Raw genomic sequence first — 25578 nt, 5'->3', positions numbered from 1 at the left:
GGAGTACAACAGCGACAGGAACAGTAGAATATGCAGATAAAGCATCATTCACAATGCCAGTAGGTGGAGATACTCTATATGCAATCTGGAGTGCAGCAGACCAAACATTAGTATATGATGCTAATGGTGGAGCAGGCACAATGGGAAATAGCGTAAAACCAACAGGAACAGTATTTGATTTAAATGAGAATGCATTTACAAAAGCAGGACACACATTTGAAGGTTGGAGTACAACAGCGACAGGAACAGTAGAATATGCAGATAAAGCATTATTCACAATGCCAGTAGGCGGAGATACTCTATATGCAATCTGGAAAGAAGATGCAAAAGTAACAATAAACTATAAAGACTCTACAGGCGGAACAGTAAGCTCAGCAAGTGAGATACTGGCACCAGCAACAGGAGTAGCAGTTGGATCAACAGCATCAGCATCAACAGGATACACATTTGTAAACTGGACAGACGAAGAGGGAAATATTGTTGGAACAGATGAACTCTTTGTACCTGCACTAGTTAGTGGTTTGAATGTATCAGCAACTTATATAGCAAACTTTACAGCAATTACCATAGAAATACCTGTAACTAAGGTATGGATAGGTGATTATTACCAAAACGAAGGTGTAGTTATAAATTTATTGCATGGTGAAAGAATAGCTGACACTTTAACATTAACTGAACCTGAATGGACTGGAACTTTCGTAGCACCAAAATATGATGGTCAAGGTAATGAAATCCAGTACACTGTAGATGAAGTTAATGTAGACGGCTATATATCAAAAGTTACTAAAAACGAAGATGGAAGCTATATAGTTACAAACACCGAAGCTACAGATATACATGTAAGAAAAGACTGGGCCGATGATGAAAGACCACAAGTTGCAATGCTTATGAAATCAGATGAAATTAACACGAAACCATCTATAACAATAAGATTGTGGGTTGGCGAAAATCAAATTAATCATATGGAATTGAAGTTTCCTAATGAAACATATGATGAAGTAACATTCTCTAATTTGCCAAAATTCGATAGTAACGGAGACTATATTGATTATAGGGTGACTGAAGATGAATTAGAAGGTTATGAATCTGTCGTACGTGCAGTAGACGGTCCATACTATATTGTTATAACAAATACTCTCAAATCATTCACTGTATACTACGATGCAAATGGTGGAACAGGAACTACTCCTGATGAAGTATACAAATATGGTTCGCCTGTTGAAGCAATTGGGAATCCATTTGAAAAAGCGGGTAATACATTCACAGGATGGAATACAAAGGCTAATGGCACAGGAGATTCTTATGATGAAGAAGAAATATTCCAAATGCCAGCAGAAGATGTAACTTTATATGCACAATGGACACCGAATACAGGAATAAGCTACACCGTTTACTATGTAGACGAGGATACAAATACTAATTTGGATTCTAAGGTAGTTGGTGGTAATGTATTTGGCGATACAGTTACAGAAAGTGCAATTGACTTTGTAGGATATGTAAAACAAGACCCAACAAGTAAATCAATAACTTTAGGCGAGTCTGATAATGTAATGAAATTCTATTACAAGGTTAGAACGGATTTAGAGTATGTTGTAAAATATTTAGAATCAGGAACAAATAAAGTTTTAGCTGAACAAAAATTTGTCACAGGTCAAACTTTTGGAGATGAAATAACTGAATATGCAATAGACATCGAGGGTAAAAATAAAGTTGGTAGAATTGAAAAAACTATAACATTGGGTGTAGAGGATAATATAATTAATTTCTACTATTCAGATTATGAAGTTATAGAAGAATCTGATTTCTACACAATCAACTGGAACTATGAAACTGGATACAACACTAATAGTTACAATCAGAGATACACAGAAGATGGTGAAGGTTCAATTACTGAAGATGTAACAAATTACGTACAGCTACACTATGATTCAGGATACACATATTCTACTTATACAACAAGTACTAATACAGTTGAAAAGGTTGTTGTAGTTGATACAACTACAGGTTCGGCGATTACAGGTTCTGCAATTACTGGAACGGCTATAATATCTGAAACAACTACTACATTAGATTTGTACTATGATAGAAACAGATCAAAAAGACCAAATCCACCTGTAATAATCGATGATCCAATAATCCCATTGGCTGAGCTAGAAAAATTAGACCACTTTGCGTACGTCATAGGTTATCCTGAGGGGGATGTAAGACCTCTCAACAATATAACGAGGGAAGAAGTTGCGATGATTTTCTACAGATTGTTGACTGATGAGAGCAGGAACGATTTGCTTAGCGATACAAACCCATTTAAAGATATGACATCTGATAGATGGTCAAACAGGGCTATATCAACATTATATAATGCAGGAATATTGGAAGGATATTTAGATGGTACATTTAAACCATCAGATCCAATATCAAGAGCAGAATTTGCTACTATAGCAGCTAAGTTTGATAAACTAGAGTTAAATAACAATAGCAACTTTACAGACATTACAGGGCATTGGGCAGAAAAATATATTACTTCTTCTGAAGTTAAAGGCTGGATTAAGGGCTATGAAGATAATACCTTTAGACCTAATCAGGATATAACGAGAGCGGAATCAATGACATTAATTAACAATGTACTTGAAAGAGCAGTTCCAGAAGAAAATATTCACCCAGATGCAATGTTCTGGCCAGATAATTTACCAACAGCTTGGTACTATGAAGCAGTTGAAGAAGCAACAAATAGCCATGATTATATCTATGAAGAAGATGGAGATGAATTGTGGACTGGATTGAAAGCTAATAAAATATGGCCATAAATTAATAAAAATGAAAAAGCAATCATTGGTAATCAATGGTTGCTTTTTCATTTTAAAACTAAGATGGTTAAATATAAAACAATTTGATTAAACAATTTTCTTTCCTTTTCGACAACAATGATGTATAATGATATTATACATAATTTGGAAGATAGAGCATAAACTTTATAGTATGCCACGAAGTTAGTTATTAACAAAAATACAAATATGTGATACGTATAATGATAGGGGGTATAGCTATGACTGAATGGTGGGACGGATTAACTACATTGGAGCAAGTGTTTTATTATTGTGCAGTTCCAGCTACTGTAATTTTAGTTTTGCAGACTATTTTAAGTATTTTAGGTATTGGTAATGGAGATAGCGATGTAGATTTTGATGGTGGTGAAAATGTAGATTTTGGTAGTCAAATAGATGCAAATATAGATTCCAATGTTGATTTTTCTAGTGATACTATTGCTGAGTCAAGCACTATCGATACTATAGAAAGTGCATCTAGTTTAAGGTTTTTTTCTATTAGGGGAATTGTTGCATTTTTCTCATTATTTGGTTGGGTAGGTGTTGTATTAGCAGAAAGTGGGCTCAATACATTTGTAGTATTTTTTATAGCTACTATTTGTGGTTTGATTGGAATGTTTGTAATTGCAATGATGTTTTATTTAATATCCAAAATGCAGCGTAATGGTAATATTAATATTAGAAATGCAATTGGTCATACGGGTCAAGTATATTTAACAATTCCTGCAAAACAATCAGGTTCTGGAAAAATACAAATAATTATTCAAGAGAGATTAACAGAAGTTAATGCTATGACAAATAGCTATAAACCACTTTCAACAGGAACTATGGTTCGTGTTGTTGCTATTATAGATATTAATACATTACTTGTTGAGAGACAAGATTAAAAAACATAATTAAAGGGAGGAATTATTAAATGCCACAACTTATTTTAACAATTGTAATTGTTTTACTAGTCTTTGGTACTCTTATAGCATTGTTATCACGTTATAAGAAGTGTCCATCAGACAAAATTCTGGTAGTTTATGGAATGGTTGGAAAAGGATTATCAGGGGGAAATAAAAGTGCAAAATGTATACATGGTGGAGCATCTTTTATTTGGCCAGTAATTCAGTCATACCAGTATTTAGACTTAACACCTTTATCAATTGAAGTTAATTTGAAAAATGCTTTAAGTAGACAAAATATTCGTATTGATGTTCCATCAAGATTTACTGTAGGTGTATCTACAGAAGATGGAATTATGCAAAATGCTGCTGAAAGACTTTTAGGTTTAGGCTTAGGTGAAATTCAAGAATTAGCAAAAGATATTATTTTTGGTCAGCTACGTTTGGTAGTAGCAACAATGGATATAGAAGAAATTAATACAGATAGAGATAAATTTTTAGAGGCTGTATCTTCTAATGTTGAGACGGAATTAAAGAAAATAGGACTCAGATTAATAAATGTTAACGTAACTGATATCAATGATGAATCAGGATACATAGATGCTCTTGGTAAAGAAGCAGCTGCTAAAGCAATCAACGATGCAAGACAAAGTGTTGCAGAGAAAAATAGAGATGGTTCTATAGGTGAAGCTAATGCTCAAAGGGATGAAAGAGTAAAAGTTGCTAGTGCTAACGCTACTGCTGTAGAAGGTGAAAATACTGCAAAGATTACAGTTGCTAAATCAGATGCACTTAGAAGAGAGCAAGAAGCTGAAGCATTGAGACTTGCAACAGCAGCTGAGAAAGTTCAGTTAGCTAAATCTTTGGAAGAGGCATATGGAGCAGAAGAATCAGCAGAAAAAACAAGAGCTGCAAAAGAACGTGCTACTAAGGAAGCTGATATTATCGTAGAGGCTCAAATTTACAAACAAAAACTTGAAATTGAAGCAGAAGCACAAGCAGAACAAACTAGAAGAAAAGCTCGTGGTGAAGCTGATGCAATATTTGCTAAGATGGAGGCAGAAGCTAGAGGTACTCAGGAAATATTGATGAAACAGGCTTCTGGTTTTACTGAAATAGTTTCAGCTGCTGGTGGAAATTCAGATTCTGCAGTTAGACTGATGTTGGCAGATAAGATGGAAAATCTAGTTAAAATTCAGGTTGAAGCAATCAAAAACATTAAAATTGACAAGGTTACTGTTTGGGATGGTGGCAACAAAGATGGTAAAACATCTACTGCAAACTTCTTATCAGGAATGATGAAATCTATACCACCTATGCAAGAAATGTTCAACATGGCAGGTATGGAATTGCCTGATTACTTAGGTAAAGAAAAAACAGAAAATTCTAATAATGAAGAAATCACTAATGTACAAAACGATTTAGAACAATAAAATATGAGTAAAGCCCCCTAGGATAATCTAATTATTCTAGGGGTTTATTTGATACAAAAATAACAATTTACTGATTGATTCTTGTTTATTTGGGTAATTATACTTTTATGACAGATATTATTTAAATATATAAATACAGGAGGAAATAAATGAAAACACTAAAATTAAAAGATGATATTTACTGGGTAGGAAGCTTAGATCCTGATTTAAAAGTATTTGATATTATAATGTATACAGAATTTGGTACATCTTATAATTCTTATGTAGTAAAGGGAAGTGAAAAGACAGCGTTAATTGAGACGGTAAAAATAAAGTTCTTTGATGAGTATATGGAAAAATTAAAAGAACTTAATGTTGATATAATGGATGTAGATTATATAATTATAAACCATACTGAGCCGGACCATTCTGGTTCAATAGAAAAAATGCTTAATATTAATCCTAAAATCAAATTGGTTGGCTCTAAATCAGCAATAGAATTTATGAAGCATATTTGTAACAGACAATTTGATGCTATAGAAGTTAAGGATTCTCAGGAATTATCTCTTGGAAATAAAACATTTAAATTTATAGATGCAAAATTCTTGCATTGGCCAGATACTATTTTTACATATATAGTAGAAGACAAGGTTTTATTTACATGTGATTCATTTGGTGCACATTATTCTTTAGATACCGTGTTGCAAAGCTCTATTAAAAACCAAGATGACTACTTGAGCGCATTTAACTATTATTATCAAAATATACTATATCCATATAAACAATTTTTCTTGCAAGCTATAAACAGAATTGAGCATCTTGATATAGATATGATTTGTACGGGACATGGACCAATTCTTGATGAAGATCCTTGGAAAATTATTAATCTGTCTAAAGAGTATTCCGAAAAGCCTAATCCAAATGATAGTAAATTAGTAGTTATACCTTATGTATCTGCATATGGGTATACAAAGGAACTAGCAGATGAAATTAAAAAAGGTATCGAAGAAACTGGAGCTAAAGTTGAATTGTATGATATGGTTGTAGAAGATGAGGCTAAAGTTTTAGATAGAATTTATTGGGCAGATGGTGTTTTATTTGGATCTCCAACAATGCTTGGCGATGCCCTCAAACCAATATGGAATCTTTTGACTAGCATGAATGCACCTATTCATAAGGGTAAAATAGCATCTGCATTTGGTTCATATGGTTGGAGTGGAGAGGCAGTACCTAATATAATTGCTAGGCTAAAACAAATAAGAGTTAAAATTTTTGGAGAAGGTCTTAAAGTAAGATTTAAACCATCAGAGGAACAATTGTATTTAGCGTATGATTTTGGTGTTCAATTTGGAAATTCAATACAATCATGTAAAGTTCCAGAAAAAGTTACACTTAATACTAAAAAACAAGAATCTAATCAAGTATTTAAGTGGAAATGTACTATTTGTGGTGAAATAATTGAAGGAGTTGAACCACCAAATGTTTGCCCTGTATGTGGAGTTAGTGCTGAATATTTTGTAAAATTAGATGATGGAGAAGTGGGAAAAAAATCAACTGATAATGAGGAAAAATTCGTAATAATAGGAGCTAGTGGTGCTGGTATGAGTGCTGCAGAGCAAATAAGAAAGCGAGATATAAAAAGCAAATTAACAATTATTTCAAAAGAACAAGTTAAAGGCTACTATAGACCGCAATTATCTAAAATGTTGAGCCGTGACATTTCACCTGATTCAATAGCAATTAAAAAAGATAATTGGTTAAAAGAAAACAATGTTGATTTAGTTTTAGATAAAGAAGCAGTAAAAATTGATTCTAAAAATAAGAAGGTTATACTAAATGATAATTCAGAAATGGAGTACACTAAACTAATAATTGCAACTGGTGCTGAATGTTTTATGCCACCTATTCCTGGTAATGATAAAAAAGGTGTATTTACATTGAGAAACATCAATGATACCATTGAAATTAAGCAATATGCCAAGGATAAAAAACATGCAGTAATAATTGGTGGAGGAGTTTTAGGTCTTGAAATAGCATCAGAACTTAGAAACTATGGACTTGAAGTTACAGTTTTAGAAATGGCTAATAGAATTTTGCCAAGGCAGTTAGACAGTCAGGCATCTTTGATTTTAGAAGAGCAAGTTAAAAACATAGGAATTGAATTTAAGAAAAATACATCTACCAAAGAAATAGTTGGAGATCATATAGTTACTGGAGTTTTGCTTGGTGATGGAGAAATTGTTAAGGCTGATATAGTAATAGTATCTACTGGAGTAAAAGCAAATGTTCAAATTGCAGAAGGAACAGATATCCAAGTAAAAAGAGCCATAGTAGTTAATGATAAAATGGAAACGGGTTTAGATGGTGTTTATGCATGTGGTGATTGCTGTGAATACAATGGTGTGAATTATGCACTGTGGAGTGAGGCTATTGAACAAGGCAAGGTTGCTGGAATAAATGCTTCAGGTGAAAACAATATATATGAACAAATTATACCATTAACAACTTTAAATGCATTTAATTCTAGTATCTTTTCTATAGGTGATATTGGATCGGATCCTAATTTTGTTTATCAAGTATATGAAATAAAAGAGAAATCAGATATGAATTATAAAAAAATGTATTTTAAAGATGGTTTGTTGTCTGGTGGTATTTTAATAGGGGACACTTCAAAAGCTGTTACATTAATAGAAGGGTTTGAAAAAAGAAGAAATATGGAAGAAATGATAGGACGACTTAAATATTAATTATATATTTCAAAAAATGCGGAACTTTGTTCTGCATTTTTTTTTATTTTCAAGACATGTTATGACAAAATAATTTCTATTTGTACCTTATAATGAATATTGTTACTTATAAATTTTAGATACAGTGAGGTAGCGATGGAATATTACATTGAATATATCTTCGCTGAAAACTTTTTAATTGATTTTATTTTGCTATATATAACAGGTAATTTAATTAAAATAAAAATTATCTATAAAAGGTTAATTTTAGCAGCTATAATAGGGGCAATATATGTAATATTAATAGCATATATACGAAGACCTTTCATGGCATATTTTATTGTAAAAATTAGCGTTTCTATTTTAATGATTATGGTAGCTTACGATACTAAAGGTATAATAAAAAATATAAAAGTTATATTGTGTTTTTATATTGTAACTTTAATAATGGTAGGTGCTGTATTTACTTTATACTCTATTACTAACAACAGGGTAACTGTAAATATAATTGTTATATCTATATTTATGGTTTTTGTATTATTAAAATTACTATTTTATGAAATAAAATTAAGAAAAGAGAAAAATAATTATATTCGTACTGTTACTATAGAGGTTAATGAAAAAATAAAATCCTTTAGAGCATTTATAGACACAGGAAATGAGTTAATTGATCCTATGTCAGGTAAGCCAGTAATTGTAGTGAATATAGGGATTTTAGGCGATGTTTTAGGTGAAGATGTAAATAAGGAAATATTGGAATTTTACAAAAACGAAGGCAAAAACTATGAAAATCTTTTTCTAGAAAAAAACTACAAGTTGAAGTTGAGAGTAATAAGGTATAACACAATTAGTAACAAAGATGAGTTAATGATATGTTTAATACCTGATAACATTACAATCTCTGGTAATGATAAAAATATCACTAAGGCAGATGCTGTCATTGGTATTTATCCACAAAAGATTAATCAAAAAGAAGATTATGACGCATTGCTTTTTAAAAAATTACTAGATTGGGAGTGTGAATTAGATAATGAATGCGGTTGCTATTAAAGAGTTATATATTAAAATACGCAAATATATTTTAGATAGGTTTGTATTATCAAAAAATATTTTTTTCATAGGAGGAAGTGATACTCTTCCACCTCCTCTGACACCAGAAGAAGAAAAGGAAATGTTGAGTAAATTTGGTAAATCTGATGAAGCTAAAACGGTTCTAATTGAACATAATTTAAGGCTTGTTGTCTATCTTGCCAAGAAATTTGAGTCAACTGGCATAAATGTAGAGGACCTAATTTCAATAGGTACCATTGGACTAATTAAAGCAGTTAATACATTTAAAGTTGAAAAGAATATAAAGCTTGCTACGTATGCATCTAAATGTATTGAAAATGAAATATTAATGTATCTAAGAAGAGTGGGCAAGGCTAAAACTGAAATATCATTAGATGAACCTTTGAATATAGATTGGGATGGTAATGAGTTATTACTATCAGATATTTTAGGAACAGATGAGGACATTGTCTTTAGAGATATGGAGAATGAGGTAGATTTAAACTTGCTTAATGAATCAATCAAAAAACTTAATAAAAGGGAATATATGATTATGAAGTTAAGATTTGGATTAAATAACACTAGAAGTTTTACGCAGAAAGAAGTTGCTGATATGCTTGGAATTTCACAATCTTACATATCTAGGCTTGAGAAAAAGATACTGAACAGGCTCAAAAAAGATATTAGCAAGGCAGTATAAAAATATTATGCTGGGAAATAATTTTAAAGGGGGATAATATTTATAAAGGGGAAAAACGACGATGATAAACAAAGTAGTAATATGTGGCGTTAATACATCTCAATTACCAACAATAAAAACTTCAGAAATGAGGGGAATGATTAAAAGGATTCAAGAAGGTGATGATGATCTAAGAGATCAGTTTATTAATGGCAATTTAAGGCTTGTTTTAAGCGTAATACAAAGATTTAATTCAAAAAATGAGCCTGTAGACGATTTGTTTCAAATTGGTTGCGTCGGGTTAATAAAGGCTATTGATAATTTTGATTTGTCCTTAGATGTAAAGTTTTCTACATATGCAGTGCCTATGATAATTGGTGAAATTCGAAGATATATGAGAGATAACAATTCAATTAGGGTTTCTAGATCAATGAAAGATACTGCTTACAAGGCTTTACAGGTTAGAGAAAGACTTACGGCTCTAAATTCTCAAGAACCTAGTATTACTGAGATTGCAAAAGAAATTGGAGTAGATAAAGAAGAGATTATATTTGCATTAGAGTCTATACAGGAACCAGTTTCGTTGTTTGAACCAATATACAATGATGGTGGAGATGCTTTGTATGTAGTTGACCAAGTGCGTGATGAGAAGAATATAGATGAAAAATGGATTGAAAAAATGACGTTAGAAGAAAGCATAAATAATTTGTCAGACAGGGAAAAACAAATCGTTGACATGCGTTTTTATAAAGGTAAAACGCAGATGGAAGTAGCTGAAGAAATTGGCATATCTCAAGCACAGGTCTCTAGGCTTGAAAAGTCAGCATTGACGCAAATTAAAAAAGGATTTAAATAAAATAGAATAAAATATTTGAGTGTCATAATTAAGTAATTTGTACATATTTTATAGTATAAACATATCTTAATTGTGACATTTTTAATATAAAATGGAGGAACTTTAAATGACAAATTATTTAGATTTATTAGAAAAAGATATTATTAATATAAAAAATGGAGAGGTCATTGGTAGGTTTGACGATGTAGAAATAGATGCCAGCAAAGGGAAAATAACAGCATTTTATATAGAAGAAGGCAGTCGATTCATGGGAATTTTAGGAAAGTCAAAAACAAGAAAAATTAGGTGGGAAGATATAATTAGAATTGGCGTTGATGTTATAATTGTAAATGCAGACGATGACAACAGAGCAATAAAGGAAATGCTTGAATAATCATTCCAGGGAGATCGAGATTCAGGGACGGTTCTTTTTGTTTGAAAGAGCCAAACAAAAAGAACCGTCCCTGAATCTCCGTCTCCGAATCTCCTCTAATCTCAATGTTCTAATATTGTTCTTTTTGTCCATTCTTCCACTTCTAGGATTGTTTCTACTGAATCTATTTTTACTGCTGAATGTTTTAGCATAATGCTTTCGTTTATATTTCCTATATCAAGAAAACTTATTTTTTTATTCAAAAATAAATCTACAGCTGTTTCATTTGCAGCGTTTAGAACAGCAGGCATAGTACCTTTGATTTTTAATGATTCAAAAGCTAAGCGAAGGCATTTGAAAGTATTTGTGTCAGCTTTTTCAAATGTAAGTTTTCCAATATCAAAGAGTGAAAGACTCTTATAGCTATTTTTTACTCTATTCGGATAAAAAAGTGCAAATTGTATTGGAACTTTCATATCAGGCAGACCTAGCTGAGCTATTGTTGAGTGGTCGCAAAATTCTATTCCGGAATGGATAATGCTTTGGGGATGAACTACAACTTCGATTTGTTCTGGTTGTACATCAAATAAAAATTTAGCTTCAATTACTTCTAATCCCTTATTCATTAGTGTTGAGGAATCTATAGTAATTTTCTTTCCCATTGACCAATTTGGATGTTTTAGAGCATCTTCTAATGTAACATTTTTTAAAAATTCTAAATTTCTTCCTCTGAAAGGTCCTCCTGATGCAGTTAATACTATTTTATTAATTTCTTTGTTATCATTTGCCATTAAACATTGAAAAATTGCACTATGTTCACTATCAACGGGTAAAATTAATGAATTGTATTTTTTTGCAAGATTCATTATATATTCACCACCAGTAACTAGTGTTTCCTTGTTTGCAAGTGCAATTGTTTTGCCTTTTTTTATTGCAGCTACAGTTGGTTTTAGTCCAATCATTCCTGAAACTGCAGTTACAATAATTTCACTTTTGTAGTATTCAGCAGCCGATATGAGCCCGTTCATTCCATAAACTATTTCTGTTTTTATATTGGAATTTAAAGATGAATCTATTTTCTTTTTTAATTTTAATGCATTTTTTTCATTCATAACACAACATAGTTCAGGATTGAATTCTATAATTTGTTTTTCTAATAAATCAATATTATTATTTCCTGTTATTGCACAAACTTTAAGTTCATTATGATGCTCTCTCACAACATCAAGGGTTTGTGTTCCAATTGAGCCTGTTGAACCTAAAATACTTATATATTTCATAAGATTTCTCCTTGGATGCATAGGGGACTGTCCTCTATGTATTAATTATATCTTGCGTAAAATAAATTTGTTTCGGATTTGCTTAATTTTTCAAATAAAGATTGTGACTCTTTTATGGTTAATTCATTTGTAATTATTGCATGTGAAGAATCTAGTTTAAAATAATCGTTAGCTACATCTTTCAATACTTCCTTAGATTGTTCGTTTGAAAATCTTATAAAGTATTTGCCTTTTATTAGATTTTGATTTAAGCTTAATTTTTTATCAAAATAGTAAGGATAATTTTGATACCCCTCAGTGTATATGTCTATTATATCCTGCACAATGGCATTGCCAGTAGGTAGTTTACCTGCGCCTTGACCATAAAATTTCAATTCGCCTATGGAACTCCCAGTTAGCGATCCAATATTAAAATTTTCTGAAACATTAGCTTCGATTGTATTGTTTGTAAATAACACAGGTTCAACACATGAACAGTAATCATTGTTATTTTTTACAGATGTTGCAACTAATTTTAGTGTGATATTTTGTTTTTTAAAATAGTTTATATCGCTTTTGGTAACATGTCTTATTCCAAATGTAGGTATGCTTTCTTCTTTTATAACTGTATCAAATGCTAGCGAAGATATAATTGTAAGCTTTCTTTGAATATCTATACCATCTATATCCGCGGAAGGGTCTGATTCAGCATAACCTTTATCTTGAGCTAATTTTAATATCTCATTAAAATCATATCCCTTTTCAAACATATTGTAAAGTATAAAATTAGAAGTTCCGTTAAAAATACCATAAACTTGAGAAATTTCATCTATTCTCTTTACTTGTTTTATTGATTTTAGCCATGGAATACCTCCACCTACGCTAGCTTCATATAAAAATCCAACATTGTGTTCTTTTGCTGTTTGTGTAAATTCTTCTAAATATTTCGAAACTACGGCTTTATTTGCTGAAACGACGTGTTTTCCTGATTTTAGTGCTTTCATAATATATTCGTAAGCTGGATGTATACCACCCATTACCTCTACTATTACATCAATATTGTCATCACAGAGCAATTCATTAGGTTCAATTGTCATATTATCTAAAGTAATTTTGTTTTTATCCCTAATTAATATTTTGCTTATTTCTAGATTTTTCATTAAACAATTGCCGCTATTTGATATTATTTCGTAAACACCAGAACCTACAGTTCCAAATCCTAATATACCAATTTTCATAATTATTCTCCTTGAATTATATATATATTTGTATCATAATTTCATAACGTAAGTGAAATTATACTATATATTTTTTTATAATGCAATAATTTTGTTTTTTAGAAAAAAACACTTGTAATATATTTAAGAACATTATATTATATAATAGCAAATGGTTAGAGACAATAGGAGGCTATGATGATAAAAAATTATGAAAGCACAAGAAGTGCTAATATTAAATCTACTGCCTCGGAAGCTATTCTTAAAGGAATAGCTGATGATGGTGGTTTGTATATTATGAGAAATTTAGATGATAAGAAAGTAGATATAGAAAAACTTCAAGGTAAAGGGTATAAAGAAATAGCTAGAATTGTAATTGAACTTATGCTAGATGATTTTTCTAAGGAAAATATTAAGGAATGTGTTGAAAAAGCTTATACAAATAAGTTCAGTACAAAAGAAATAACTCCTGTTGTAAAAGTGGGACAATGTTTCATAACAGAATTGTTTCATGGGCCTACTTCAGCTTTTAAGGATGTTGCACTTTCAATATTGCCACATTTGGTTACAACTTCATATGATATGAATGATATGAAAGGAGAAGTAATAATTCTTACTGCAACTTCTGGAGATACAGGAAAAGCTGCGCTTGAGGGATTTAAGGATGTAAAAGGAACTAAAATAATCGTATTCTATCCTGACGGGGGTGTAAGTCAGGTACAAAGGTTACAAATGGTTACACAAGAGGGCTCAAATACACACGTTTGTGCAATAAAAGGAAATTTTGATGATGCACAAACAGGAGTAAAGAAAATATTTACTAATAATGAGTTAATAAATGAGTTATCTAAAGAAAATAAGATGTTTTCTTCTGCTAATTCAATAAATATAGGAAGATTAGTTCCACAAATAGTATATTATTTTTATTCGTATATTAAACTTGTTGAAAAAGGCGAAATAAAATTGTATGATAAAATTAATTTTTCTGTTCCAACAGGCAATTTTGGAAATATATTAGCAGGATATTATGCAAAACTTTTAGGATTACCTATTAAAAAACTAATATGTGCATCTAATGAGAATAATGTTTTATATGACTTTATAAAAACTGGGATATATGATAGAAATAGAACTTTTTATAAAACAATTTCTCCTTCAATGGATATTCTTGTATCTAGTAACCTTGAAAGGTTATTGTATTATATTAGCGAAAAAAACAATGAAGTTGTAAAAGAATTTATGGATAAACTGAATAGAGAAGGAAAATATGAAATTGATGAAAAAATGAAACAAACTTTAAACTCACAGTTTTATGCAGGTTGTGTTTATAAAGAAGAAACTCAAAATATAATTAAAGAAACATATGAAAAGCATGGATATCTATTGGATACTCACACTGCAGTTGCTTTTAAAGTTCTTCAAGATTATAAAAATGAAACTGGAGATAATACAGTTAGTGTAGTTTTATCAACGGCTAGTCCATTTAAGTTTACTAGGAGTGTTTATGAATCGTTGTTCGGACCGTCAGATGTAGATGAATTTAAAATTATGCATGAACTATCAGAAAAAACTGGAGTAAAAATACCTGAAAATTTACAAGGGCTAGAATATAAGAAGATACTCCATCAAAAATTATGTGAAATAAATGAAATGGTTGAATACGTTAAAACAGTAGGAGATTTAAAATGATTAAGGTAACTGTACCGGCATCTACTGCCAATATTGGACCAGGATTTGATTCTCTTGGTCTTGCACTTAATTTATATAATACTTATGAGTTTGAAGAAATAGAAAATGGAATAATCATTGAAGGTTGTATAGAAGAATATTGTAATGAAAACAATTTGGTTTATAAATCATTTAAAACAGTTGCAGATAAAATAGGTCGTAGCTTTAATGGATTAAAAATCAATATGGAGACTCAAATCCCAGTTTCCAGAGGACTTGGAAGCAGTTCGGCATGTATAGTAGGAGGTGTATTTGGTGCAAATGCACTTTTCAATGGAAACTTATCAAAAGATGAGCTATTTAAAATAGCTGTGGAAATTGAAGGTCATCCTGATAATATAGCACCTGCTGTTTACGGAGGGTTAACAGCTTCGTTGGTTGACGATGATGTTCCTTATTATGTTCATTATGAAATTAGCGAGAAAATATTGTTCTGTGCGTTAATACCTGATTTTGAGACATCAACAAGTGAAGCTAGAAAACTTCTACCTCAAATGGTATCTTTAGATGATGCAATATATAATGTTTCAAGGATAGCTGCACTTCTAAAATCACTTGAAGCAGGTGATTTTAATATGATTAAGATGTCACTAAAGGATAAACTTCATCAAGCATATAGAAGAAATTTAATTCATGAATATGATGAAGTTGAAAAGATTTGTATGGAAAATAATAGTGTTGTAATGTTTATAAGCGGTTCTGGACCAACATTAATGAATATTATTGAAAATTCTGATTTTACAAAAGCTATAAATAATAGTATAATAGAATTGAAACATAAGTGGGAAATAAAATTTCTTAATGTAGACAAAAATGGTGTTTTAGTAGAAAAATAATAAAAGGCGGATTTAGATATGTTAAAAAAATACCTAATAGTAAGTAAAAAAATATTGCCAGATGTTTATGAGAAAGTTATAGAGGCAAGAAATTTAATTAATGATGGTAATGTAAAGGGAATAAGTGAGGCTGTAAAAAAAGTTGGAATAAGCAGAAGTACTTATTATAAATATAAGGATTATGTTTTTTCACCATCAGAAAACTCAATTGGGAGAAAAGCTGTAATAACAATGATGCTCAGACATGAAAAAGGGGTATTGTCTAATGTTTTAAATCAAATATCATCAGTTAAAGCTAATATATTAACTATTAATCAGAGTATTCCAATTAACGGAAAAGCTTCGGTAAGTGTGTCTTTAGATATATCTGATATTGAACAATCAATAGATGATGTAATTTTAGATATGAAAAAGATTAAAGGGGTAAGTACAGTTAAATTAATATCTATCGAATAGGGGGAGGAATATGTACGGATTAGTTTTAGAAGGTGGAGGAGCCAAGGGCGCCTATCATGTCGGTGCATATAAAGCTTTAAAGGAACTAGGGGTAGAAATCGGTGGTATTGCAGGAACTTCCATAGGTGCTTTAAATGGAGCTATTTTAGTTCAAGGTGATTTAGAAAAATTAGAGGATATTTGGATTAATACAAAATCCTCGGATTTATTTAATATTGATGAAAAGGTAATAAATAATTTAAAGACTTTTAATTTGCAAGAGATTAATTTACCTTATCTTTTGAATGTTTCAAAGGAGATTTTAAGCAATAGAGGATTAGATACATCAAAAATAAGAGCACTTTTAGAAGAATACATAGATGAAGATGTAATAAGAAAGTCAAAGCTTGATTTTGGAGTTGTGACTGTAAACTTAACTGATTTAAAGCCTATGGAGCTTTTAATAGAAGATATTCCAGAAGGAAAATTGGTTGATTACTTATTGGCTAGTGCCAACTTGCCTACATTTAAACAAGAAACTTTTGATGGTAAAAAGTATTTAGATGGAGGTTTTCATGATAACCTACCAATAGGTGTATTAGTGAAGAAGGGTTATACAGATTTTATTGCTGTTAGAACTTTTGGTATAGGAATAGTTAAAAAGCCTAAAAATAAAAAGCTAAATATAACTTATATACAACCTGTTGAACAACTTGGAGGATTACTAGATTTTAACAAAGAACAATCAGAAAGAGATATGCTCTTAGGTTACTATGATACGATGAAGGCTTTTAAAAAACTAAGAGGATATAAGTATTATTGTGAACCGTATGTGGGTGATTTTCTTCAGTTTATGGTGGATTTTGTTTTAGATAGAAGTGATAAAATTGAGAAATTAGGCAAGATATTGGGATATGAAGGTACGCCTACAGATAGGATGTTGTTTGAAAAAATAATGCCGCGCCTTGAGAACATACTTGATATGAAAGGAAATAATGATTATCAGGATATTGTTATAAGAATTGTAGAGCAGATAGCTGAAAGATATAATGATATAGAAAAATTTAAAATATATAAAACAGAAGAGTTTATTAAAATCGTAATAGAGAAAGTTATGTCAAAGCCTTTAGCATACAATAAAAGTTTACCTGATTTCATAAAGCATAACAAGTTATTGTCACTAGCCGTTAAAGATAGCTTAATAAACGAAGTGTTCACAGAAATGTTTCTTTAAAAGATTTAGGGGACGGTTCTTTTTGTTTGATGGGGTTTTGTCAAACAAAAAGAACCGTCCCCTAAATCTTTTTTTTATTTAAAGTAATCCATTATTCCGTTAGCAAGTTTTTCTACCATTAGGGTTTGAAAGCTATCGGTATTTACGTTTAATTCTTCTTGTGGATTAGACATAAAACCTATTTCAATTAATGCCGCAGGAGTATTTGTTTCTCTGAGGACTTGATAATTTCTATCATATATTCCATCACGATATACACCATTGAGTGTAATTGCATTTAAGTAAAGAGCTTCAGCTAAATCATAACCATATCTTGTATCAGAGTAGTTTATAGTGTTGTAGTATGTTGACAATCCAAAGTAATCAGGTTTTGATGAACCTAGAGAGTTATGATGTATTGATAATAAAATATCTACACCTAACTTATCTGCCATTTTTCCTCTTTCAATATTATGTATGTATGTATCTCCAGTTCTAGTCATGTATACTGTTGCACCGAGTGATTCAAGTTTTTCTTTTAATTTTATAGATACATTTAAGTTAACATATTTTTCATATTTTCCAGAATAGCTAATGGACCCTGGATCTTTTCCTCCGTGCCCTGGATCTAAAAGTATTTTCTTACCTGATAATGGTAGCGTTGATTGTAAATAATCGTTTTTACACCATCCCACCTGTCCATCATTTGTAATAATTTTGTCCCAACCATTTTCAGAGTTGATTACTTTAACATGTGAAGTGGCATCTAATGATTCTATTTTTGTGTAATCAGTTGAAGGGCCTGACCTTATATTTAGGCCATCTGTTGCATATTTGTAATCAAGATGTCCTTCTGAGTAATAATTTAAATCATATGATGTAAGCCAACCAGCTATGTATCCGAAATTATCATCAGGAAGCTTTATTTTTAGCCACCCATTTTTCTCGCCATATACTGTGTATGTTTGATATTTGTTTCCTTGAGCAATAACATTACTATTAATTGAACTATTATCTCTAATATTTATATTATCATAAAGAAGATAAATTTTATCAGAACCATCAGAAATAATATCTGTTAACCAACTAGCAATATAATATTCTGAATTATTGTATTCTATTATATGCCAACTGTGATATGTACTTATATATTTAGCATGTTCACCTGGCAGGAGTTGTCCAACTTGGTCAGTAGAAGTTGAAGGTCCTTTTCTTATGTTAACATTGTAGTCTGTATTGTTTATAACATGTTTTGTTGCTGGAACAGTTACAAAGTATTTTTCTATCCAACCTAAATTTTTATCTTCTGTTTTAATTTGAAACCATTCGTTTTCTTCTTTTAAAATTTCAACCTTGCTGTTTAATTTTAAAACACAGGTTTTTGAAGAAGCATAATTTGGATTGTCATAAATTCCAATGTCAGATATATTAGTATACCCAATCATAGTTTCCCCATATACTACTGTTGATGATATGGACAAAATAATAATCAATAAAATTATAATGTTTTTTTTCATGTCTCAACTCCCTTTGTATTATTCCCTAAAATAATTTGACTAACTATGAAACATGTCAAATATTTTATGGTTTCTATTATTATAACATATTTAGACAAAAAATCCATTACAAAATCATTACATTTGGTTGAAATTAGTGGAAAATGAGTATAATATTAAGATATATGTAAAAATAGTAACATATAAAAAATAACTTGATAGTATATGTTTTGTAATATATAATGAATTATTAAAAGTAAAATTATAGGAGGTTACAAATGTCAGTAAGATTGAGATTTGCACCTAGTCCAACGGGGTACTTACATATAGGTGGTTTGAGAACTGCTTTATATTGTTATTTATATGCAAATAAAAATGGCGGTAATTATATTCTTAGAATAGAAGATACAGATCAAAGCAGATTTGTTGAAGGAGCCATGGAAAATTTAATAGAATCATTGTTATGGGCTGGAGTAAAGCATGATGAAGGTGTTTTTGTTGAAAATGATAAGATCGTACAAAAAGGAGAATACGGGCCTTATATACAATCTGAAAGGCTTGAAATATATAAAAATTATATAAAACAACTATTAGATAGTGGTCATGCGTATTATTGTTTCTGCACAAAAGAGAGGCTTGATTTAGTTCGTGATAAACAAAGGCAAGAAAATAAAACTCCAATGTATGATAAACATTGTATGAACTTGACTAAAGAAGAAGTGGAAAGTAAAATTGCCGCTGGTGAAGAATATGTAATTAGGTTAAAAGTTCCTAAAAATGAGGATATAACATTTACTGACCTTGTAAAAGGGACAATTACAATTAATTCATCAGAAGTTGATGACCAAGTATTGATTAAATCAGATGGGTTTCCCACATATCATTTTGCTGTAGTAGTTGATGATCATCTAATGGGAATAACTCATGCTGTAAGAGGTGAAGAGTGGCTTACTTCAACACCAAAACAAAAACTTATATACGATTATCTAGGTTGGAATATGCCAATGTACATTCATTTACCTACAGTTTTAAATAAAGATAAGAAAAAGTTGAGCAAAAGACAAGGTGATGTTGCAACTTCTGATTTTAAAAACAAAGGTTATTTGCCAGAAGCACTTGTTAATTATTTAGCACTTGTTGGATGGAGCCCAAAAGATAATCAAGAAATTTTTTCATTGGATGAATTAGTTCGTGAATTTGATTTTGATAGAGTTTCTAAAACAGGTGGTATATTTGATATAGATAAATTAAATTGGGTTAATAATCATTATATTAAGGAGTCAAACCCTGAAAGAATTGCAAAACTAGCAATCCCCGCTATAATAGATTCCGGTTTAATGACTAAAGAAGAAACTGAAGAAAAATTTGAGTGGTTAGTACAAGTGACTGACGCACTTAAGGAAAGACTTAATTATGTAAATGAAATAGTTAAACATATGAGTATATTCTTTGGCGATACAGTTGAATTTGAAACTAGCGAAGTTGAAGAAATAGTTAAGGCTGACCATGTAAAGAATTTACTAGAAGCATTTGTAGAGGAACTTAATAGTATAGATGAGGTAACTTTAGAATTTGCTAAGGGTATATTCAATGTTCTAAAATCTAAAACTGGTGCAAAGGGTAAAAATTTATTTATGCCTGTAAGGTGTGCAGTGACAGGACAGCAACATGGGCCTGAAATGGATAAAATTTTAGTTGCATTAGGAAAAGATAAAATATTAAATCGACTTAAATATGTAATAAATTTATTGTAGAATTATATTATTGTAATATTAATGCATAATGTAATCATAAGAAAGGTGGAATAAAATGAAACTTTATAATACCTTATCAAGGTCAATTGAAGATTTCAAACCATTAGATGAAAATTTAGTTAAAATGTATACTTGTGGTCCTACTGTGTACAACTATGCTCATATAGGAAATTTAAGAACGTATATACACGAAGATATTCTTGAAAAAACCTTAATATATCTTGGATATCCCGTTAAAAGAGTAATGAATATAACTGATGTTGGCCATCTAGAATCTGATGCAGATGATGGTGAAGATAAAATGCTTAAGGGCGCTAAGAGGGAAAATAAAACCGTATGGGAAATAGCACAACATTATACAGATGCATTTTTTAGTGATTTAGAAAAATTAAATATAAAAAAAGCAGATGTTATTGGAAAGGCTACAGATTATATTGATGACTATATAGAATTTATAAAAACTCTTGAAAATAAGGGGTATACATATATAGCTAATGGCAATGTATATTTTGATATTACCAAAAGAGATGATTATACCAAACTTTCTGGAATGGATTTAGAACAATGTAAAACTGCATATAGAGAAAATGTATCAGAGGATTTACATAAAAAGTGTCCTCAGGACTTTGTGCTTTGGTTTACAAAATCTAAATTTGACAACCAAGCAATGAAATGGGATTCACCATGGGGAGTAGGCTACCCAGGGTGGCATATTGAATGTTCGGTTATATCATTGAAAAATCTTGGAGAACAAATGGATATTCACTGTGGTGGAGTTGACCACATACCAGTTCATCACACTAATGAAATTGCACAAACAGAAAGCTATACAGGAAAAGAGTGGGTAAAATATTGGTGGCATGGAGAATTTTTAATTGATAATGGTGGGAAAATGAGTAAATCAAGCGGAGAATTTTTGACATTATCATTGCTTGAGAAAAAAGGATTTAACCCTTTATCATACAGATATTATATATTGAATTCTCATTATAGAAAACAGCTTGCGTTTTCGTTTGATTCTCTTAAATCAACAGAAAATGCTTATTATAAGTTAAAAAATAAAATTAAAACCTTAAAAGAAAATGAAGATGCTAATTGCAAGGTTAGTGATTCTGTAAATAAATATATTAATGAATTTAAAAATTGTTTAGCAGATGACTTAAACACTGCTAATGCCATAACAGTATTGTATAATGCATTAAAATCAGAAGATTTAAATAATACTGAAAAGTTATTTATAGTTAGTAACTTTGAACAAGTACTTTCTTTGGATCTTTTAAATTTTGATGAGGAAAATGGTAATGATGTTCATGAAGATGAAGTTAAATTTATTGAAGAAATGATACAAAAAAGACAAGAAGCAAAGAAAAACAAAGATTTTCAACTTGCTGATGCAATTAGAGCAGAACTTTTAGAAAAAGGGATTGTATTAGAGGATACAAGACAAGGTGTTAATTGGAAAAAAAGAGGATAAAATGTTTGAAAATGAATTATTAAAAAAGATTAATGATAATATTGATAAAAAAAAAGTAATGCATTCACCTGCACAACTAGCATATGCAGGTGATGCGATTTATGAATTGCTTGTTAGAAGCCATATAATTAACAATCATGAATACAGTGTTAATCAAATGCATAAACAAGCAATAAAGTTTGTAAAGGCAAAGGCTCAAGCAGAGCTAGTAAAAAAGCTTAATCCAATTTTAACAGAGGAAGAAATAAAGATAATTAAAAGGGGCAGAAATGCTAAAGTTACATCATCACCTAAAAATGCAAATTTAATGGATTATAGGTATGCCACAGGTTTTGAAACATTGTTTGGATATTTGTACCTCAATAATGAATTCGAAAGACTAATGATGTTGTTTAATAAAATAGTAAATATTATAGAAAAAAAGGATGAAAAAGATGAGAATAATTGAGGGTAGAAATCCTGTTATAGAAGCAATGAAAAGTGATGTTCAAATAGATAGGATACTTATTAGTAAAGAGATTGCAGAGGGCTCAATATCTAAAATACTTACAATGGCAAAAGAAAATAAAATACTTGTTAAATATGTTGATAAAGCAGCATTGAGTAAAATCAGTGAAAATGGAAGACATCAAGGAATTATAGCAGAGGCAATGGAGTATGAATACAAGGAAATCGAAGATATATTTGAAAATGCTAAAAAGAAAAATGAAAAGCCATTTGTAATAATACTTGATGAAATAACTGATGTTCATAATCTAGGAGCAATAATAAGAACAGCTGAATGTTTGGGTTCTCATGGTGTTATTATTCCTAAGAGAAGAGCAGCTGGAGTAAATGGAGTTGTTGCTAAAACTTCTGCTGGTGCGGTAGAATATTTGCCTGTTGTAAGAGTTACAAATATAAGTCAAACATTAGAAATATTAAAAGAAAAAGGTTTATGGATTTATGGTGCAGATATGGATGGAGAAAAATATATAAGTGAAGAAAATTTAGATGTTCCAATTGGAGTAGTTATTGGAAGTGAGGGTTCAGGCATAGGAAGATTGATTAAAAAGAATTGTGATACTCTTGTAAAGATACCTATGAAAGGAAATATAAACTCATTAAATGCATCATGCGCTGCATCGATAATAATTTATGAAATTATGAAACAAAGAGGAATATAAAATGTCTAGAACAAAAAAAGAATACTTGTTCATAGACGGGTATAACATTGTTAATCAGTGGTCTTATTTTAATGATATGTCAAGAAACATAGAGAATACAAGAAGTAAGTTGATTGAGCTTTTGGTTGAATACCAGGCTTACAAGGGCATTAAAGTTATTGTTGTATTTGATGCCCACTTAGTAAAAGGAAGTTTAGAAAAAAGAGAAAATATTGCTGGAGTTGAGGTGGTATATACAAAAGAAAACGAAACTGCTGATAGCTATATTGAAAAACAACTTGATAAAATAGGAAGATATGAGCGTGTGCAGGTTGCAACATCGGATAATTCAATACAACAAATTGTTTTAGCTAGGGGAGGTACCCGTATTTCTGCGCAAGAAATGCTTTTAGAACTTCAAAACACAAAAAAAGATATTCAGACAAGAACAGATATACCTCGACAAAAAGGCACAAATATTGACCAAATCATTGATTCTGAAACAAGGATAAAGCTAGAAAAAATGAGAAGAATGGTAGAATAACTTGACGGATTAAAAAAAATTGAATATAATTTTTTTAGTAAAATGTGGATGGGGGACTTGACGGGTGAATAATTCTTTTGATTTATTTAGAAATTATGCATTATGCAGTAGAGAATACAAAGATTTTACTGATAAAGAACTTATTAATTTCATTAAAATGGGAGATTTTAAGGCAGAAAAATATTTATATGCTAGATATTCTTTTGTAATAAAGAAAGTAGTAAGCGCATTTTTTATTTTAGGTGGGGATAAGGATGACTTGTTTCAAGAAGCTATGATTGGGTTCATAAATGCAGTTAAAAGCTTTAACTTTGATACTACAAATAATTTTAGAAGTTTTGCAGAATTGTGCATTCGAAGGCAAATAATTTCAGCTATTCGAAAAACAAGAGGTTATGAGAAAAATTTATTAAACAGTAGTATTTCTATTTATGAATCTTGCAGCGATAATTCAGAGGACAACCTTATAGAAAAGTTGGAAGATATAAACTGTCCAAATCCAGAAAACGTTATTATCGAGAAAGAACAAATAAATAGTTTGCGTGAAATTCGATCCAAAATTTTAAGTAAGTTTGAACGTGATGTACTATTAGAGTATGAGAATGGTAAATCGTATGAAGAAATATCAATTGCATTAGATAAAGATGTAAAATCAATTGATAACGCATTACAAAGAATTAAGTCAAAAATTAATAAAAATATAGATAAAATACTATGATTTATGGAATCGTTATTCTATATACATTGAAGTTGTTTTTATAAAAAAAATATTGATTTATTTTTAGCTAATTGATATAATGTTATTTGAAATGTTTTGGGCATTAAATTGTGTGTGGTTTATTTTAATGCTCATTAAAAAATGATAATGATTTAAATTATACATAAAAATGCCTATGTAGCTCAGGCGGTAGAGCACTTGCATGGTAAGTAAGAGGTCACCGGTTCGAGTCCGGTCGTAGGCTCCAATGATAAAAAACAGGAGGAAATATTAAATGGCAAAACAAAAATATGAAAGAACCAAACCACATGTTAATATTGGAACCATAGGACACGTTGACCATGGTAAAACAACATTAACAGCAGCAATAACAATGGTGTTAAACAAAAGATATGGAACTGGTGAAGCAGTATCATTCGACAACATAGATAAAGCACCAGAAGAAAGAGAAAGAGGAATAACAATTTCAACAGCACACGTTGAGTATGAAACACCAACAAGACACTATGCACACGTTGACTGCCCAGGCCATGCTGACTATGTAAAGAACATGATTACAGGAGCAGCACAAATGGACGGAGGAATCATAGTTGTATCAGCAGCAGATGGTCCAATGCCACAAACAAGAGAGCATATCTTGTTATCAAGACAGGTAGGAGTTCCTCAGTTAGTAGTATTCTTAAACAAAGAAGACATGGTAGATGATCCAGAGTTAATCGAATTAGTAGAGATGGAAGTAAGAGAACTATTATCAGAATATGAGTTTGATGGAGATAATATTCCAATAGTAGTAGGATCAGCATTAAAAGCTCTAGAAGATCCAGATGGACCTTGGGGAGATAAAATATTAGAATTAATGCAAGCAGTAGACGATACAATTCCAACTCCAGAAAGAGATGTTGATAAGCCATTCTTAATGCCAGTAGAGGACGTATTCTCAATTACAGGTAGAGGAACAGTTGCAACAGGAAGAGT

Annotated in this window: 22 protein-coding genes and 1 tRNA gene; 20 read left to right on the top strand and 3 right to left on the bottom strand. The window is 30.7% G+C overall.

All coding sequences use genetic code 11. The annotated features are described in order from the left end of the window. The 8 genes from J2Z76_RS16270 to J2Z76_RS16235 all read left to right on the top strand — a co-directional run. A partial coding sequence (locus J2Z76_RS16270) for an S-layer homology domain-containing protein (RefSeq protein ID WP_209513119.1) occupies nucleotides 1-2804 on the top strand: 2804 nt, incomplete at its 5' end. Nucleotides 2805-3043: 239 nt separating this feature from the next. After that, nucleotides 3044-3709 carry a hypothetical protein gene (locus J2Z76_RS16265; RefSeq protein WP_209513118.1) on the top strand — a complete coding sequence of 222 codons (666 nt, stop codon included), beginning with the start codon at nucleotides 3044-3046 and terminating at the stop codon, nucleotides 3707-3709. Between the two features lie 29 nt (nucleotides 3710-3738). Continuing rightward, a complete protein-coding gene (locus tag J2Z76_RS16260; protein ID WP_209513117.1) occupies nucleotides 3739-5142 on the top strand; it encodes a flotillin family protein in 1404 nt (467 codons plus the stop codon). 149 nt (nucleotides 5143-5291) lie between these two features. Next, a complete protein-coding gene (locus J2Z76_RS16255; protein WP_209513116.1) occupies nucleotides 5292-7868 on the top strand; it encodes an FAD-dependent oxidoreductase in 2577 nt (858 codons plus the stop codon). Between the two features lie 135 nt (nucleotides 7869-8003). Further along, nucleotides 8004-8897 carry a sigma-E processing peptidase SpoIIGA gene (locus J2Z76_RS16250; RefSeq protein WP_209513115.1) on the top strand — a complete coding sequence of 298 codons (894 nt, stop codon included), beginning with the start codon at nucleotides 8004-8006 and terminating at the stop codon, nucleotides 8895-8897. After that, nucleotides 8878-9597 (top strand): RNA polymerase sporulation sigma factor SigE, encoded by a 720-nt coding sequence (gene sigE / locus J2Z76_RS16245; protein ID WP_209513114.1) that lies wholly within the window; start codon nucleotides 8878-8880, stop codon nucleotides 9595-9597. The genes J2Z76_RS16250 and sigE overlap by 20 nt, the downstream gene beginning before the upstream one ends. A 61-nt stretch (nucleotides 9598-9658) precedes the next feature. After that, nucleotides 9659-10432, top strand: a complete 774-nt coding sequence (gene sigG, locus J2Z76_RS16240) for an RNA polymerase sporulation sigma factor SigG (protein WP_209513113.1) — start codon at nucleotides 9659-9661, stop codon at nucleotides 10430-10432. Nucleotides 10433-10538: 106 nt separating this feature from the next. Continuing rightward, nucleotides 10539-10805, top strand: a complete 267-nt coding sequence (locus J2Z76_RS16235; protein ID WP_209513112.1) for a YlmC/YmxH family sporulation protein — start codon at nucleotides 10539-10541, stop codon at nucleotides 10803-10805. 101 nt (nucleotides 10806-10906) lie between these two features. Here J2Z76_RS16235 and J2Z76_RS16230 read toward each other — a convergent pair whose 3' ends face one another. After that, nucleotides 10907-12064: a 1-deoxy-D-xylulose-5-phosphate reductoisomerase gene (locus tag J2Z76_RS16230; protein WP_209513111.1), complete on the bottom strand. Its 1158-nt coding sequence runs from the start codon at nucleotides 12062-12064 to the stop codon at nucleotides 10907-10909. Between the two features lie 41 nt (nucleotides 12065-12105). After that, on the bottom strand, nucleotides 12106-13281 hold the full coding sequence (locus J2Z76_RS16225) for a homoserine dehydrogenase (protein ID WP_209513110.1): 1176 nt from the start codon (nucleotides 13279-13281) through the stop codon (nucleotides 12106-12108). Nucleotides 13282-13458: 177 nt separating this feature from the next. Between J2Z76_RS16225 and thrC the strand changes: the two genes are divergently transcribed. From thrC to J2Z76_RS16205, 4 genes are read left to right on the top strand one after another with little or no spacing between them, the layout of a single operon-like run. Continuing rightward, complete coding sequence (thrC, locus tag J2Z76_RS16220) at nucleotides 13459-14949, top strand: threonine synthase (RefSeq protein WP_209513109.1); 1491 nt, start codon at nucleotides 13459-13461, stop codon at nucleotides 14947-14949. Beyond that, complete coding sequence (thrB, locus tag J2Z76_RS16215; protein WP_209513108.1) at nucleotides 14946-15824, top strand: homoserine kinase; 879 nt, start codon at nucleotides 14946-14948, stop codon at nucleotides 15822-15824. The genes thrC and thrB overlap by 4 nt, the downstream gene beginning before the upstream one ends. Before the next feature lie 18 nt (nucleotides 15825-15842). Beyond that, complete coding sequence (locus J2Z76_RS16210; protein WP_209513107.1) at nucleotides 15843-16280, top strand: ACT domain-containing protein; 438 nt, start codon at nucleotides 15843-15845, stop codon at nucleotides 16278-16280. 10 nt (nucleotides 16281-16290) lie between these two features. After that, nucleotides 16291-17493, top strand: a complete 1203-nt coding sequence (locus J2Z76_RS16205) for a patatin-like phospholipase family protein (protein WP_209513106.1) — start codon at nucleotides 16291-16293, stop codon at nucleotides 17491-17493. Between the two features lie 74 nt (nucleotides 17494-17567). Here the strand turns inward: J2Z76_RS16205 and J2Z76_RS16200 are convergent, their stop codons facing one another. Next, on the bottom strand, nucleotides 17568-18989 hold the full coding sequence (locus J2Z76_RS16200) for an N-acetylmuramoyl-L-alanine amidase (protein WP_209513105.1): 1422 nt from the start codon (nucleotides 18987-18989) through the stop codon (nucleotides 17568-17570). A gap of 257 nt (nucleotides 18990-19246) precedes the next feature. Between J2Z76_RS16200 and gltX the strand changes: the two genes are divergently transcribed. The 8 genes from gltX to J2Z76_RS16160 all read left to right on the top strand — a co-directional run. Continuing rightward, the gene (gltX, locus tag J2Z76_RS16195) at nucleotides 19247-20722 is read left to right on the top strand and encodes a glutamate--tRNA ligase (RefSeq protein WP_209513104.1); all 1476 of its coding nucleotides are present in this window, start codon (nucleotides 19247-19249) and stop codon (nucleotides 20720-20722) included. Nucleotides 20723-20777: 55 nt separating this feature from the next. Beyond that, nucleotides 20778-22196 (top strand): cysteine--tRNA ligase, encoded by a 1419-nt coding sequence (cysS, locus tag J2Z76_RS16190; RefSeq protein ID WP_209513103.1) that lies wholly within the window; start codon nucleotides 20778-20780, stop codon nucleotides 22194-22196. 1 nt (nucleotide 22197) lies between these two features. Further along, complete coding sequence (locus tag J2Z76_RS16185; RefSeq protein WP_209513102.1) at nucleotides 22198-22644, top strand: Mini-ribonuclease 3; 447 nt, start codon at nucleotides 22198-22200, stop codon at nucleotides 22642-22644. Then, a complete protein-coding gene (gene rlmB / locus J2Z76_RS16180; protein WP_209513101.1) occupies nucleotides 22631-23362 on the top strand; it encodes a 23S rRNA (guanosine(2251)-2'-O)-methyltransferase RlmB in 732 nt (243 codons plus the stop codon). Before J2Z76_RS16185 ends, rlmB begins: the two co-directional genes overlap by 14 nt. 1 nt (nucleotide 23363) lies before the next feature. Next, complete coding sequence (locus J2Z76_RS16175) at nucleotides 23364-23885, top strand: NYN domain-containing protein (RefSeq protein ID WP_209513100.1); 522 nt, start codon at nucleotides 23364-23366, stop codon at nucleotides 23883-23885. Nucleotides 23886-23949: 64 nt separating this feature from the next. Further along, nucleotides 23950-24603 (top strand): sigma-70 family RNA polymerase sigma factor, encoded by a 654-nt coding sequence (locus J2Z76_RS16170; protein WP_209513099.1) that lies wholly within the window; start codon nucleotides 23950-23952, stop codon nucleotides 24601-24603. Between the two features lie 171 nt (nucleotides 24604-24774). Continuing rightward, nucleotides 24775-24850: transfer RNA gene (locus tag J2Z76_RS16165), tRNA-Thr, on the top strand. Nucleotides 24851-24877: 27 nt separating this feature from the next. Continuing rightward, the coding region (locus J2Z76_RS16160; protein ID WP_209513098.1) for a GTP-binding protein at nucleotides 24878-25578 on the top strand (701 nt) is incomplete at its 3' end.

Origin of the sequence: Sedimentibacter acidaminivorans, assembly GCF_017873955.1 — a bacterium.
Taxonomy (GTDB): Bacteria; Bacillota; Clostridia; order Tissierellales; family Sedimentibacteraceae; genus Sedimentibacter; species Sedimentibacter acidaminivorans.
This window is presented reverse-complemented; position numbering and strand designations above follow the sequence as displayed.

What these genes read in the sequence shown, in the direction of transcription:
- J2Z76_RS16210 (WP_209513107.1), top strand. Translation starts at nt 15,843, where the DNA reads ATGTTAAAAAAATACCTAATAGTAAGTAAAAAAATATTGCCAGATGTT.
- sigG (WP_209513113.1), top strand. Translation starts at nt 9,659, where the DNA reads ATGATAAACAAAGTAGTAATATGTGGCGTTAATACATCTCAATTACCA.
- J2Z76_RS16185 (WP_209513102.1), top strand. Translation starts at nt 22,198, where the DNA reads ATGTTTGAAAATGAATTATTAAAAAAGATTAATGATAATATTGATAAA.
- J2Z76_RS16175 (WP_209513100.1), top strand. Translation starts at nt 23,364, where the DNA reads ATGTCTAGAACAAAAAAAGAATACTTGTTCATAGACGGGTATAACATT.
- J2Z76_RS16250 (WP_209513115.1), top strand. Translation starts at nt 8,004, where the DNA reads ATGGAATATTACATTGAATATATCTTCGCTGAAAACTTTTTAATTGAT.
- thrC (WP_209513109.1), top strand. Translation starts at nt 13,459, where the DNA reads ATGATAAAAAATTATGAAAGCACAAGAAGTGCTAATATTAAATCTACT.
- J2Z76_RS16260 (WP_209513117.1), top strand. Translation starts at nt 3,739, where the DNA reads ATGCCACAACTTATTTTAACAATTGTAATTGTTTTACTAGTCTTTGGT.
- rlmB (WP_209513101.1), top strand. Translation starts at nt 22,631, where the DNA reads ATGAGAATAATTGAGGGTAGAAATCCTGTTATAGAAGCAATGAAAAGT.
- J2Z76_RS16265 (WP_209513118.1), top strand. Translation starts at nt 3,044, where the DNA reads ATGACTGAATGGTGGGACGGATTAACTACATTGGAGCAAGTGTTTTAT.
- sigE (WP_209513114.1), top strand. Translation starts at nt 8,878, where the DNA reads ATGAATGCGGTTGCTATTAAAGAGTTATATATTAAAATACGCAAATAT.
- J2Z76_RS16255 (WP_209513116.1), top strand. Translation starts at nt 5,292, where the DNA reads ATGAAAACACTAAAATTAAAAGATGATATTTACTGGGTAGGAAGCTTA.
- gltX (WP_209513104.1), top strand. Translation starts at nt 19,247, where the DNA reads ATGTCAGTAAGATTGAGATTTGCACCTAGTCCAACGGGGTACTTACAT.
- thrB (WP_209513108.1), top strand. Translation starts at nt 14,946, where the DNA reads ATGATTAAGGTAACTGTACCGGCATCTACTGCCAATATTGGACCAGGA.
- J2Z76_RS16230 (WP_209513111.1), bottom strand. Translation starts at nt 12,064, where the DNA reads ATGAAATATATAAGTATTTTAGGTTCAACAGGCTCAATTGGAACACAA.
- J2Z76_RS16235 (WP_209513112.1), top strand. Translation starts at nt 10,539, where the DNA reads ATGACAAATTATTTAGATTTATTAGAAAAAGATATTATTAATATAAAA.
- J2Z76_RS16205 (WP_209513106.1), top strand. Translation starts at nt 16,291, where the DNA reads ATGTACGGATTAGTTTTAGAAGGTGGAGGAGCCAAGGGCGCCTATCAT.
- J2Z76_RS16225 (WP_209513110.1), bottom strand. Translation starts at nt 13,281, where the DNA reads ATGAAAATTGGTATATTAGGATTTGGAACTGTAGGTTCTGGTGTTTAC.
- cysS (WP_209513103.1), top strand. Translation starts at nt 20,778, where the DNA reads ATGAAACTTTATAATACCTTATCAAGGTCAATTGAAGATTTCAAACCA.
- J2Z76_RS16200 (WP_209513105.1), bottom strand. Translation starts at nt 18,989, where the DNA reads ATGAAAAAAAACATTATAATTTTATTGATTATTATTTTGTCCATATCA.